This window comes from Tepidimonas ignava, from assembly GCF_004342625.1.
In the GTDB taxonomy this organism is placed as follows: Bacteria; Pseudomonadota; Gammaproteobacteria; order Burkholderiales; family Burkholderiaceae_C; genus Tepidimonas; species Tepidimonas ignava.
The window spans coordinates 23,605-36,169 of record NZ_SMAH01000002.1 but is presented as its reverse complement, the minus strand read 5'-3'; the positions used below and the strand labels follow the sequence as shown (position 1 = coordinate 36,169).

Sequence of the window (12,565 nt, the reverse complement as noted above, 5' to 3'; positions counted from 1 at the left end):
CAGGCCGCCTCGACCCCATCGACACCAACCACCCATTGGCCCTAGGAGTGACCACCATGCAAGACATCCTCGAACAGCTCGAGCGCAAACGCGCCGCAGCGCGGCTGGGCGGAGGCCCCAAGCGTATCGAAGCCCAGCACGGCAAAGGCAAGCTCACCGCCCGTGAGCGCATCGAGGCGTTGCTCGACGAGGGCAGCTTCGAAGAGTGGGATATGTTCGTCGAGCACCGCTGCACCGACTTCGGCATGGCCGACAACAAAATCCCCGGCGATGGGGTCGTGACCGGCTACGGCACGATCAACGGCCGCCTGGTGTTCGTGTTCAGCCAGGATTTCACCGTGTTCGGCGGCGCGTTGTCCGAGGCGCACGCCGAAAAAATTTGCAAGATCATGGACCAGGCCATGAAGGTCGGTGCGCCCGTCATTGGCCTGAACGACTCCGGCGGCGCGCGCATTCAGGAAGGCGTTGCCTCGCTGGGCGGCTACGCCGAGGTGTTCCAGCGCAACGTGCTGGCCTCGGGCGTCATCCCCCAAATCAGCGTCATCATGGGGCCGTGCGCGGGCGGCGCGGTGTACAGCCCCGCGATGACCGACTTCATCTTCATGGTCAAGGACACGTCTTACATGTTCGTGACCGGGCCGGAGGTGGTCAAGACCGTCACGCACGAGGAGGTGACCGCCGAGGAGCTGGGCGGGGCGCTGACGCACACCACCAGAAGCGGGGTGGCCGACCGCGCGTTCGACAACGACATCGAAGCGCTGCTGATGGTGCGCCGCCTGTTCAACTACCTGCCGCTGTCCAACCGCGAAAAGCCGCCCGTTCGGCGCACGGGCGATCCCATCGATCGCTGCGAACCCAGCCTGGATACGCTGGTGCCGGACAACCCCAACAAGCCGTACGATATGAAGGAGCTGATCCTCAAGACGGTGGATGACGGCGATTTTTTCGAGATTCAGCCTGAATACGCGCAAAACATCATCGTCGGCTTTGCCCGTATGGACGGGCAAACGGTGGGCATCGTGGCCAACCAACCGTTGGTGCTGGCCGGCTGTCTGGACATCAAATCCTCGATCAAGGCGGCGCGGTTCGTGCGTTTTTGCGACGCTTTCCACATCCCGGTGATCACGTTCGTGGACGTGCCGGGGTTTTTGCCCGGCACGGCGCAAGAGTACGGCGGCATCATCAAGCACGGCGCCAAGCTGCTGTACGCCTACGCCGAGGCGACCGTGCCCAAGATCACCGTCATCACCCGCAAGGCCTACGGCGGCGCCTACGACGTGATGGCCTCCAAGCACCTGCGCGGCGACGTCAACCTGGCCTGGCCCAACGCGGAAATCGCGGTCATGGGTGCCAAGGGGGCGGTGGAAATCATTTTCCGCGAGGACAAAAAAGACCCCGCCAAGCTGGCCGAGCGTGAGGCCGAATACAAACGCCGCTTTGCCAACCCGTTCGTCGCGGCCGAGCGGGGCTACATCGATGACGTCATCCTGCCGCACGAGACGCGCAAGCGCATTTGCCGCTCGTTGGCCATGCTGAAGGACAAAAAGCTCGACAACCCGTGGCGCAAGCACGGCAACATCCCGTTGTGATGGCGCGTCGATGGAGAACGCCTATGTTTAAAAAAATCCTGATTGCCAACCGCGGCGAAATCGCCTGCCGCGTCATCGCCACCGCCAAAAAGATGGGCATCGCCACCGTGGCGGTGTACTCCGAAGCCGACCGTGAGGCTCGCCACGTGCGCCTGGCCGACGAGGCCGTGTGCCTCGGCCCGGCGCCCAGCCGCGAAAGCTACCTGGTGGCCGACAAGATCATCGCCGCGGCCAAGTCCACCGGGGCGCAGGCCATCCACCCGGGTTACGGTTTTCTGAGCGAGAACGAAGACTTCGCCCGCCGCGTGGAGGAAGAGGGCCTGGTTTTCATCGGCCCCAAGCATCAGGCGATCGCCGCGATGGGCGACAAGATCGCGTCCAAAAAGCTGGCCAAGGAAGCCGGGGTCAACACCATCCCAGGTTACAACGACCCCATCGACACGCCCGAGCAGGCGGTGCAGATCGCGCGCGAGATTGGCTACCCGGTGATGATCAAGGCCAGCGCGGGCGGCGGCGGCAAGGGGCTGCGGGTGGCCTACAACGACAAGGAAGCGCTGGAGGGCTTCACCTCGTGCCGCAACGAGGCACGCGCCAGCTTCGGCGACGACCGCGTCTTCATCGAAAAGTTTGTCGAAGAGCCGCGCCACATCGAGATTCAGGTGCTGGGCGACGCGTACGGCAACGTCGTGTACCTGTGGGAGCGCGAGTGCTCGATCCAGCGCCGTCACCAAAAGGTCATCGAAGAAGCCCCGTCACCCTTCATCAGCGAAGCAACCCGCGCCGCCATGGGCGCGCAGGCCGTGGCGCTGGCCAAGGCGGTGGGCTACCAAAGCGCGGGCACGGTGGAGTTCGTGGTCGGCAAGGACCAGAGCTTTTACTTCCTCGAAATGAACACGCGGCTGCAGGTCGAACATCCGGTGACCGAGTGCATCACTGGGCTGGACCTGGTGGAGCTGATGATCCGCGTGGCCGCTGGCGAAAAGCTGCCCTTCGCCCAGGCCGACATCCGGCGCGAGGGCTGGGCCATCGAGTGCCGCATCAACGCCGAGGACCCGATGCGCAACTTTTTGCCCTCGACGGGGCGGTTGGTGCACTTCAGGCCGCCTGCGGTCACGATGTGGGCCGCCGACACCGCGCACCGCTACGGCGTGCGTGTCGACACCGGGGTGTTCGAAGGCGGCGAGATCCCGATGTATTACGACTCGATGATCGCCAAGCTCATCGTGCACGGCAAAGACCGGCTCGACGCCATCGCCAAGATGCGCGAGGCGCTCAACGGCTTTGTCATCCGCGGCATCAGCAGCAACATCCCGTTCCAGGCCGCGTTGATGGCGCACCCGGACTTCGTGGCCGGGCGCTTCAACACCGGTTTTATCGCGCAACACTACGCGCAGGGGTTCCGCCCCGAGGACATCACCCACGACGACCCCGACTTCCTGGTCGCGCTGGCCGCGTTCGTGCGCCGCAAGAGCCGCGAGTTTGCCGCCAGCATCAGCGGCCAAATGCCGGGCTACGGCGCCAAGATCAGCAAGGATTACGTCGTCATCACGCTGGACGCCGTCGGCGGACAGCATCGTTACACACCGGTCCATGTGGACGAGTATGTGGGTGAAACGGGCTACGCCAGTGTGCGTGTGGGGCAGGGCGACGACGCGCCACGCTACAAGATCACGTCCACGTCGCGCCTCAACGACATCGTGATCCGCGGCGAATGCAATGGTCGGCCGTTCACCGCGCAGGTCGAGCGCGGCTCGGCGACGCAACCGCTGGCGTTGGTGGTGCAGCACAACGGCACGCGCCTGACGTGCCTGGTGGTGTCGCCGCGCGTGGCGGCGTTGCACCGCCTGATGCCGCACAAGGCGCCGCCCGACATGAGCCGCTACGTGCTGTCGCCCATGCCCGGGCTGCTGGTGGACGTGACGGTGCAGCCGGGGCAGCGCGTGCAGGCCGGCGAACGCGTGGCGGTGATCGAGGCGATGAAGATGGAAAACATTCTGTTCGCGCCGGCCGACGGCGTGGTGGCCAAGGTGCTGGCCGCCAAGGGCGACAGCCTGGTGGTCGATCAGCCGATCGTGGAGTTCGAGCGATGAGCGCGCGTCCGTTTCGGGTGCTGGGCATCCAGCAAATCGCCATCGGTGGGCCGGACAAGGCGCGGCTGCGGCGGCTCTGGGTGGACCTGTTGGGCCTGCAGGTCACGGGCACCTTCGTCAGCGAGCGCGAAAACGTCGATGAGGACATTTGCGCCGTTGGCCACGGCCCGCTTCGGGTGGAGGTGGACCTGATGCAGCCGTTGGACCCGGACCGCAAGCCTGCCGTCCACGCCACACCGCTGAACCATGTGGGGCTGTGGGTGGACGATTTGCCCAAGGCGGTCGAGTGGCTCAAGGCGCAGGGCGTGCGCTTCGCCCCTGGCGGGATCCGCCAAGGTGCGGCAGGTTTTGACATCTGCTTCATCCACCCCAAAGGCAACGAAGCGTTTCCGCAGGGTGGCGAAGGCGTGTTGATCGAGCTCGTGCAGGCGCCGCCGGAGGTGGTGCGCGCGTTCGAGGCGCTGGCCGCTCAGCCGGCCTGACGGCGCGCGGCGCGCGCCTTGTCGATGGCCGCCTGCACCAGCGCCCGCTTGCGTTCCAGCAGCGCGGGGTCGGTGTGCTTGGAATGCGCGGCCAGGTCGGCCAATTTGGCCTCGGCCTTGGCCAACTGGCGGGCTTGGTGCTCGTCGGCCTGCCGCTGCAGCCGCGCCCGGCGCGCGTGGTAACGCTGGCGCGCGCGCTCGGCCTGCGCGTCGCTCCACGCGGCCCAGCCGGTGCGCCCGGGCGTGGTCACCACCATTTGGATGCAGTCCACCGGGCACACAGGGATGCACAACTCGCAGCCGGTGCACTCGGGTTCCATCACCGTGTGCATCCGCTTGTGCGCACCGACGATGGCGTCGGTCGGGCAGACCTTCAGGCACAACGTGCAACCGATGCACCAATCCTCGTCGATGACGGCCACGCCCATCGGCCCCTCGCTGCCGCACGACGGGTCCAACGGCAGCGCCGGCTGGCCGGTCAGTGCCGCCAGGCGCTGCACACCTTGTTGCCCCCCGGGTGGGCAGCGGTTGATGGCCGCGCCCTGGGTTGCGATGGCCTCGGCGTAGGCGCGGCAGTCCGGGTAGCCGCAGCGCGTGCACTGGGTCTGCGGCAGCGCCGCGTCGATTCGCGCGGCAAGCTCGGCCTTGTCCACGGTGGATGACAACGTACCTTACGCCCCGGGTTGCGCACGGCGACGCCGGCGGCTGGCGGCCGGGGTGGGTGTCGGCTCGACGCTGCTGTCGCGCTGGATGGCCGCGGCCATCAGCGCCGCCTCCGATTCCACGTCGGCCGTCTCGGTGCCGGCGGCCCTCGGCTGGTGGCGGGCGATGAAGTCGCGCACCACCGGGTACACTTTCTCGCGCCAGCGTCGGCCGCTGAAAATGCCGTAATGCCCGGCCCCCTGCACCTCGAAGTGCTCGCGCTCGTGGGGGGCGATGCCGGTGCACAGGTCGTGCGCCGCGCGGGTCTGGCCACTGCCGGAAATGTCGTCCAGCTCGCCCTCCACCGTCAGCAGCCCCGTGTTGCGGATGTCCTGCGGGCGCACCCGTTCCAGGCGCCCGTCGGGGGCGCGCACGTCCCACGTGCCGTGCACGAGGCGAAACTCCTGAAACACGGTGCGGATCGTTTCCAGGTAGTAGTTCGCGTCCATGTCCAGCACCGCGTTGTACTCGTCGTAGAACTGGCGGTGGGCCTCGGCGCTTTCGTTGTCGCCTTGGATCAGGTGCTGGAAGTAGTCGTAGTGGCTGTTGACGTGCCGGTCCGGGTTCATCGCGATGAACCCCGCGTGCTGCAAAAAGCCCGGGTACACGCGGCGTCCTTCGCCCGGAAAGCCCGGCGGCACCCGGTAGATGACGTTGTTTTCAAACCACGCCAGGCTGCGCTGGGTGGCCAGGTTGTTGACCGCGGTGGGCGAGCGGCGCGCGTCGATCGGGCCGCCCATCATCGTCATCGACAGCGGCGTGCGCTCGCCGCGGCTGGCCATCAGCGACACCGCAGCCAGCACCGGCACCGTGGGCTGGCACACGCTCATCACATGGCAGTTGCCGTAATTGCGCTGCAGGTAGCGGATGAACTCGGTGACGTAGTGGACATAATCGTCCAGGTGAAAGTCACCGTCGGCCAGCGGCACCATGCGCGCGTTTTTCCAGTCGGTGATGTACACCTTGTGGTCACGCAACATCGTGCGCACCGTGTCGCGCAGCAGCGTCGCGTAGTGGCCTGACAACGGCGCCACGATCAACACGACGGGCTGGTCTTTCAGCCGCGCCAGCGTGGCGTGGTCGTCGGCGTAGCGCTTGAAGCGGCGCAATTGGCAAAACGGCTTGTCGCTCTCGACGCGCTCGTGCACGGCGACCTGCACGCCTTCGATCTCGATGGTGCGGATGCCGAACTCGGGTTTTTCGTAGTCCTTGCCCAGGCGGTGCAGCAGGTCGTACGCGGCGGCGATGCGCTGCGCGAACGGCGCCTGCGCCAGTGGCGAGGTGGGCGTGGCGAACATCTTCGCGGCCACGGCCGCGAAGTCGGAAAACGGTTCGATCAACGCGCGCTGCGCCTCATACAGGTGGTACAGCATGCCAGCCCCTTGGTGTCAATGTTGCAGTGCAGCAAATATAACAGGAAGCTGATGCGCGCGCCACTGGCACAATCCCCGAGGGTCGGTCACCTCGGGGACAACGGGCCAGCTTACAGCACTGCCGCGATGGCCTTGCACACGTAGTCGATGTTGCGGCTGTTGAGCGCCGCCACGCACATGCGCCCGGTGTCGGTGCCGTACACGCCGAAATCGCTGCGCAGGCGCTGCATTTGCTCCTTGGTCAACCCGGAGTAGCTGAACATGCCCATCTGGCGGGTGATGAACGACATGTCGCGCTGCACGCCGACGGCCTGCAAGCCTTGGACCAACTGTTCGCGCATGGCTTTGATACGCGTGCGCATGCCGCCCAGCTCCTGCTCCCACAAGGCCCGCAGCTCAGGCGTGCCCAGCACCTTGGCCACCACGGCGGCGCCGTGGGTGGGCGGGTTGGAGTAGTTGGTGCGCACGACGATTTTGAGCTGCGACAGCACACGCTCGGCCTCATCCTTGTCGGCGCACACGACCGACAAGGCGCCCACACGCTCGCCGTACAGGCTGAAGCTCTTGGAAAACGAGGTGGCCACGAACACGTCCAGGCCCGCTTCGACGAACTTGCGCACCGCGGCGCCGTCTTCGGCGATGCCATGCCCAAAGCCTTGGTAGGCCATGTCCAAAAACGGCACCAGGCCGCGCTCGCGCACCACGGCCACCACGGCGTCCCATTGCTCGGGCGTGAGGTCGTAGCCGGTGGGGTTGTGGCAGCAGGCGTGCAGCACGACGATGGTGCCAGGGGCGGCCGCACGCAGGCTGGCCAGCATGCCATCGACGTTGACGCCGCGCGCCGCCGCGTCGTAGTAGGCGTACGTGGCCACGGCAAAGCCCGCGTTGCTGAACAAGGCGCGGTGGTTTTCCCAGCTCGGGTCGCTGATCAACACCTGGGCGTTGGGGTTGAGCTTGTGCAAAAAGTCCGCCCCGATCTTGAGCGCGCCCGTGCCGCCCAGCGCCTGCACGGTGGCCACGCGGCCGCTGCGCACGACGTCGCTGTCGGCGCCAAACACCAGCGCCTTGACGGCGTTGTCGTAGGCGGGCAGGCCGTCGATGGGCAGGTAGCCGCGCGGCGCCGGCTGCGCCATCAGTTGGGCCTCGGCTTGCTGCACGCACTGCAGCAGCGGCAGCTTGCCATTGTCGTCGTAGTACACCCCCACGCCCAGGTTGACCTTGGTGGGGCGGGGGTCGGCGGCAAACTGTTCGTTGAGGCCCAAAATGGGGTCGCGCGGGGCCATTTCGACGTGGGCAAACAGCGTCATGATCGGGAGTCTCTCGGTCTGAAGGCGGTGGATGGTGCGCAGCGCAATGGCGGCCGTGGCGGTGGTGCCCTAACAAGGGCTGGGCTGGCCGAATGGGCGCAACCAATAATTGTACGGCCGCCGTGCCTCACGGCACGGGCGGCGCCTGCGTGCTCGCTACACTGTGGCGGTATGAGCAGTGAGCCGCATGGATCGTTTGTCCGTTTCGAGGGATCGCCCTTCGAGTTGTACCAGCCGTACCCGCCCGCGGGCGACCAGCCCGAGGCGATCGAGCGCCTGGTGGAAGGGGTGCGCGACGGCGAAGCGTTTCAGACGCTGCTGGGGGTGACCGGCTCGGGCAAGACCTACACGATGGCCAACGTCATCGCCCGCCTGGGGCGGCCGGCCATCGTGTTTGCACCCAACAAAACGCTGGCCGCGCAGCTGTACAGCGAATTCCGCGAATTTTTTCCGCACAACGCGGTCGAGTATTTCGTCAGCTACTACGACTACTACCAGCCCGAAGCCTACGTGCCGCAGCGCGACCTGTACATCGAAAAGGACAGCGCCATCAACGAGCACATCGAGCAGCTGCGTCTCAGCGCCACCAAAAGCCTGCTGGAGCGCCGTGACGTGCTGATCGTGGCCACGGTCAGTGCCATCTACGGCATAGGCGACCCGCAGAACTACCACCGCATGGTGCTCACGCTGCGCACCGGCGACCGCCTGGGGCAGCGCGACATCATCGCGCAGTTGGTGCGCATGCAGTACCAGCGCAACGAGCAAGAGTTCGTGCGCGGCAAGTTTCGCGTGCGGGGCGATGTGATCGATGTCTTTCCGGCCGAGCATTCGGAACTGGCGCTGCGCATCGAGCTGTTCGACGACGAGGTCGAGCGCCTGAGCCTGTTCGACCCGCTGACCGGCCGCATCGAGCGCACCTTGGCGCGCTTCACGGTCTACCCCGGCAGCCACTACGTCACGCCACGCGAACAGATTCTGCGCGCCATCGACACCATCCAGGCCGAGCTGCGTGAGCGCGTGCGCTGGTTCACCGAGCAGGGCAAGCTGCTGGAAGCCCAGCGGTTGGAACAACGCACCCGGTTCGACCTGGAGATGCTGGCCGAAGTGGGCCATTGCAAGGGCATCGAAAACTACACACGGCACCTCTCGGGCGCTCGCCCCGGCGAGCCGCCACCGACGCTGGTGGACTACCTGCCGCCCGACGCGTTGATGTTTTTGGACGAAAGCCACGTGATGACGGGGCAACTGGCGGGCATGTACAACGGCGACCGCGCACGCAAGCAAACCCTGGTCGACTACGGTTTTCGCCTGCCCAGCGCGCTGGACAACCGGCCGTTGAAGTTCGAAGAATTCGAGCAGCGCATGCGCCAGGTCATTTTTGTGTCGGCCACGCCGGGCGAGTACGAGCTGCGCCGCAGCGGGCAGGTGGTCGAGCAGGTGGTGCGCCCGACGGGGTTGGTGGACCCGGTGGTCGAGGTGCGGCCGGCCAGCACGCAGGTCGACGACGCGCTGCACGAGATCCACCTGCGCGTGCAGCGGCACGAGCGGGTGCTGATCACCGTGCTGACCAAGCGCATGGCCGAGCAGTTGACCGAATACCTGCACGACAACGGCGTGCGCGTGCGCTACATGCACTCCGACATCGACACCGTGGAGCGGGCCGAAATCATCCGCGACCTGCGGCTGGGCGCGTTCGATGTGCTGGTGGGCATCAACCTGCTGCGCGAAGGGCTGGATATCCCCGAGGTGTCGCTGGTGGCCATCATGGACGCCGACAAAGAGGGGTTCCTGCGCTCCGAACGCAGCCTGATCCAGACCATCGGCCGCGCCGCGCGCAACCTCAACGGCATGGCCATTTTGTACGCCGACAGCGTCACCGATTCGATGCGCCGCGCCATCGACGAAACCGAGCGTCGCCGCGCCAAGCAGTTGGCCTACAACGCCGCGCACGGCATCACCCCACGGGGGGTGCGCAAACGCATCAAAGACCTGATCGACGGCGTGGCCAGCGACCGCGCCCAGGAGGTGGCGCAGCGCGCGGCCGAGGTGCGCGCCAGCGTCCAAGAGCTGCAGGACATGGACGAAAATGACCTCGCGCGGGCCATCAAACAACTCGAAAAGCAAATGCTGGAGCATGCGCGCAACCTCGAGTTCGAGGCCGCGGCGCGCGTGCGCGACCAACTGCTGGCGCTCAAAGCGCGCGTGCTGGGCGCGCAGCATCCCGACGTCGTCGCAGGTTGACGACCTCCCCCGTTTGGGGGAGGCGGCGCGGCCCGTGCTTGGTCGACAATTTCGCCATGACGGACACCACGCGCATCTACCTGATCGAAGACGACCGCAGCATCCTGCGCTTCGTCGAAGACGCCCTGGCTGCGCGCAGCGATTTCAAGCTGGTGGGCTACTCCGACACCTTCGCCCACGCGCAGCGCATGGCCCCGCACAGCCTGGCCGACGTGTTTCTGGTCGACCTGGGCCTGCCCGACGGGCGGGGCGAAGATATGCTGCGCGCGCTGGCCGAGGCGCGCCCCGACGCCGAGCTGCTGGTGTTCACCGTGTTCGGCGACGAGTCGCGCCTGATCCGCGCGCTGCAGCTGGGCGCCACCGGCTACGTGCTCAAGGGCTGCAGCGCCGAGGAGCTGATCGAGGCGATCGAACAAATTCGGCAGGGGGGCGCGCCGATTTCACCGCTGCTGGCGCGCATGCTGCTCAAGCAGTTCCGCCAGGCTGATGAGGAGCGTGACCCCGCCGACGGCCCGGTGCCGGTGCTGTCGGAGCGCGAAACCGACGTGTTGCGGCTGGTGGCGCAAGGCTACGTCAACAAGGAGATTGCCCAACGGCTGGGTATTGGCGTGTCCACCGTCAGCACCCACATCAAAAACCTGTACCGCAAGCTGGCCGTGCGCACCCGCGTGCAGGTGGTGCGTGCCGCGCAGGCCCGGGGGCTGCTGTGACAACCGGCGCCGGCGAGCCCGTGGCTGCCCCGCGCACGGCGGTGCGGGCGTCGTCGCGGGTTCTGACGGTGGTGCTGGCCCTGGCGTTGGCCGGCTTGTTGTGGGCGTTGTACATGCTTACCCGGCCGTGGCAGCCGCCGGGCACCGTCAAGGTGGAGACGGCCTTGTTGTCGCTGCCGCATGACCCCGGGCAGGCGCCGCGGCGCGTGGCGTTGCCGCACATCCTCGACGATGAAGGGCCGGCGTGGTGGGATCAAGCGCGCTACCGCATCACCTGGCCCACCGGGCTGAGCTACGTTGTGGGCGACACGCCGCGGCTGGCGATGCTGATGCCGCGGGTGGGCACGCGGCTGCGGGTGTTGCTCAACGGGCAGGAGATCTACCAGTTTGGCTGGGACGCCGCGCCCGAGGCCAGCGTGCTGGGCCATGCCGTGCCCCACCTGGTGGCCTTGCCCGCCGCGTTGCTGACGGCCCAACCGGCCGACAACGAGCTCGTCGTCGAGGTGCAGGCCCGCGTGCTGGAGCGCAGCGGCCTGTGGCCGATCGTGCTGGGGCCCCAGGCCATGCTGCAGGAGCGCCATCAGTCCCTGTTGATGTGGCAAGTCACGGGCTCTTGGGTGATGGCCGCGTTGGCGTTGTTCATCGGCGCGTTGGCGCTGCTGCTGTGGCGGGCCCTGGGGGAGCGGCTGTTCGCGCTGATGGCGGTGGCGGCGCTGGCGCTGGGGGCACGCACCGCGCTGGTCACGGCCGTCGAGCCGCCGCTGCCCCTGGATTGGCTGATTCTGCTGCGCTGGAGCGCCTTCGGTGTGTACGTCGGGTTTTTCGTGCTGACGATCGAAGAGCTGTTCGGCCGTCGGCTGGCCTGGGTACGCCAGGGCGCGTGGGCGACGATGGCGCTGTCGCCGCTGTGGACGGCCGCCGCGTTGTGGTTGCAGTCCTACGACTTGATTCGCGTGTGGGCGGCGCTGATGACCGTGTTCGCCGCCGTGGCGCTGCTCGCCGCGGTGGTGGACCAATGGCGCGCACGGGCGTTGCTGCAGCAGCACCTGCTGGTGGCGCTGGTGGCGCTGTTCACGTGGTTGACGGCCCTGCGCGACTTCGCCGTCATCCAGCTCAACCTGCCCGGCGACGGCGACCTGCGCTGGATGACGGTGGGCAGCCTGGTGCTGACGCTGACCCTGGGCTGGGTGCTGGTGGAGCGCGCGGCCGCCTGGGCCCAAACGGTGCACCGCCTCAACGCGACGCTGGCGCAGCGCATCGCGCAGCGCGAGCGCGAACTCAACCAGGCGTTTGCGCAGCTGCAAGCGGCCGAGCGCCAACGCGTCATCGAAGAGGAGCGCCGGCGCCTGATGCGCGACATGCACGACGGGTTGGGCAGCCAGCTGGTGCAAACGCTCAACCTGGTGCGCAACCCCAACGCCCAGCTCGACCGCGACGCGCTGGCGACCATGCTGCGCCAGGCGCTGGACGAGTTGCGCCTGACGCTGGACTCGTTCGAGCCGATGGACGGCGACCTGCCAGCCATCCTGGGCACGCTGCGCCGGCGGCTGGGGCCGGCGCTGGAGAGCGTGGGGCTGGAGTTGCGCTGGGAGGTGCAGGACGTGCCACCGTTGGCGATGCTCGACTCGCGCGGGGTCTTGCACCTGTTTCGCTGCCTGCAGGAAATTTTTGCCAACGTGGTCAAGCACGCACGGGCCCGGCGCATCACGGTCAGCACCTGGGTGCGCGAGGACCACGTGATCCTGGCCATCGAAGACGACGGCGTCGGCCTGCCGCCCGCCGAGCAGCGCCCGGCCGAGGGGCGTGGTCTGCGCAACGTGCTGGCGCGTGCGGCCCGCTTGGGCGCCATGGTGCGCTTTTACGATGCCCATCCCGGCACCGGTATCGAGTTCGCTTTTCCGATCGGGCAGGGCAGGCCGGTGTCGGACAGCGGTTGGACGCGCTGAAAAACCGCCGGTTGGTGCGGGGTATTCCCGACTTTTTTGTTCGGCTTTTGCTATACTTTAGCAAAACAGTCAGGAATGCGGACACCACCGGTGTCCGGACCTGCCGCACGACCAGGAGTGTTGCC

Annotated in this window: 9 protein-coding genes; 6 read left to right on the top strand and 3 right to left on the bottom strand. The window is 67.0% G+C overall.

Translation table 11 applies throughout. From position 1 onward, the window contains the following. Positions 1 to 56: 56 nt before the first annotated feature. From EDC36_RS01570 to EDC36_RS01560, 3 genes are read left to right on the top strand one after another with little or no spacing between them, the layout of a single operon-like run. Positions 57 to 1,589 carry an acyl-CoA carboxylase subunit beta gene (locus EDC36_RS01570; protein WP_132961509.1) on the top strand — a complete coding sequence of 511 codons (1,533 nt, stop codon included), beginning with the start codon at positions 57 to 59 and terminating at the stop codon, positions 1,587 to 1,589. Between the two features lie 23 nt (positions 1,590 to 1,612). Beyond that, entirely contained in the window at positions 1,613 to 3,679 is a 2,067-nt protein-coding gene (gene accC / locus EDC36_RS01565) for an acetyl-CoA carboxylase biotin carboxylase subunit (RefSeq protein ID WP_132961508.1), read from the top strand. Then, positions 3,676 to 4,161 carry a VOC family protein gene (locus EDC36_RS01560; protein ID WP_132961507.1) on the top strand — a complete coding sequence of 162 codons (486 nt, stop codon included), beginning with the start codon at positions 3,676 to 3,678 and terminating at the stop codon, positions 4,159 to 4,161. The genes accC and EDC36_RS01560 overlap by 4 nt, the downstream gene beginning before the upstream one ends. Here the strand turns inward: EDC36_RS01560 and rsxB are convergent. From rsxB to EDC36_RS01545, 3 genes are all read right to left on the bottom strand, one after another. Beyond that, positions 4,149 to 4,826, bottom strand: a complete 678-nt coding sequence (gene rsxB / locus EDC36_RS01555; protein ID WP_243646427.1) for an electron transport complex subunit RsxB — start codon at positions 4,824 to 4,826, stop codon at positions 4,149 to 4,151. The two genes, EDC36_RS01560 and rsxB, sit on opposite strands and share 13 nt — an antisense overlap. 6 nt (positions 4,827 to 4,832) lie before the next feature. Beyond that, positions 4,833 to 6,236, bottom strand: coding sequence for a polyhydroxyalkanoate depolymerase (locus EDC36_RS01550; protein ID WP_132961506.1), 1,404 nt, complete (start codon positions 6,234 to 6,236; stop codon positions 4,833 to 4,835). Positions 6,237 to 6,346: 110 nt separating this feature from the next. Continuing rightward, positions 6,347 to 7,543 (bottom strand): amino acid aminotransferase, encoded by a 1,197-nt coding sequence (locus tag EDC36_RS01545; RefSeq protein WP_132961505.1) that lies wholly within the window; start codon positions 7,541 to 7,543, stop codon positions 6,347 to 6,349. 171 nt (positions 7,544 to 7,714) lie between these two features. Here EDC36_RS01545 and uvrB point away from each other — a divergent pair, with 171 nt between their 5' ends. From uvrB to EDC36_RS01530, 3 genes are read left to right on the top strand one after another with little or no spacing between them, the layout of a single operon-like run. Beyond that, positions 7,715 to 9,784 (top strand): excinuclease ABC subunit UvrB, encoded by a 2,070-nt coding sequence (uvrB, locus tag EDC36_RS01540; RefSeq protein ID WP_132961504.1) that lies wholly within the window; start codon positions 7,715 to 7,717, stop codon positions 9,782 to 9,784. Between the two features lie 56 nt (positions 9,785 to 9,840). Then, complete coding sequence (locus tag EDC36_RS01535; protein WP_132961503.1) at positions 9,841 to 10,494, top strand: LuxR C-terminal-related transcriptional regulator; 654 nt, start codon at positions 9,841 to 9,843, stop codon at positions 10,492 to 10,494. A 20-nt stretch (positions 10,495 to 10,514) separates the two neighbouring features. Next, positions 10,515 to 12,440, top strand: a complete 1,926-nt coding sequence (locus EDC36_RS01530; RefSeq protein WP_132961502.1) for a sensor histidine kinase — start codon at positions 10,515 to 10,517, stop codon at positions 12,438 to 12,440. The last annotated feature ends 125 nt before the right edge of the window (positions 12,441 to 12,565 follow it).

What these genes read in the sequence shown, in the direction of transcription:
- EDC36_RS01570 (WP_132961509.1), top strand. Translation starts at nt 57, where the DNA reads ATGCAAGACATCCTCGAACAGCTCGAGCGCAAACGCGCCGCAGCGCGG.
- accC (WP_132961508.1), top strand. Translation starts at nt 1,613, where the DNA reads ATGTTTAAAAAAATCCTGATTGCCAACCGCGGCGAAATCGCCTGCCGC.
- EDC36_RS01560 (WP_132961507.1), top strand. Translation starts at nt 3,676, where the DNA reads ATGAGCGCGCGTCCGTTTCGGGTGCTGGGCATCCAGCAAATCGCCATC.
- EDC36_RS01550 (WP_132961506.1), bottom strand. Translation starts at nt 6,236, where the DNA reads ATGCTGTACCACCTGTATGAGGCGCAGCGCGCGTTGATCGAACCGTTT.
- EDC36_RS01545 (WP_132961505.1), bottom strand. Translation starts at nt 7,543, where the DNA reads ATGACGCTGTTTGCCCACGTCGAAATGGCCCCGCGCGACCCCATTTTG.
- uvrB (WP_132961504.1), top strand. Translation starts at nt 7,715, where the DNA reads ATGAGCAGTGAGCCGCATGGATCGTTTGTCCGTTTCGAGGGATCGCCC.
- EDC36_RS01535 (WP_132961503.1), top strand. Translation starts at nt 9,841, where the DNA reads ATGACGGACACCACGCGCATCTACCTGATCGAAGACGACCGCAGCATC.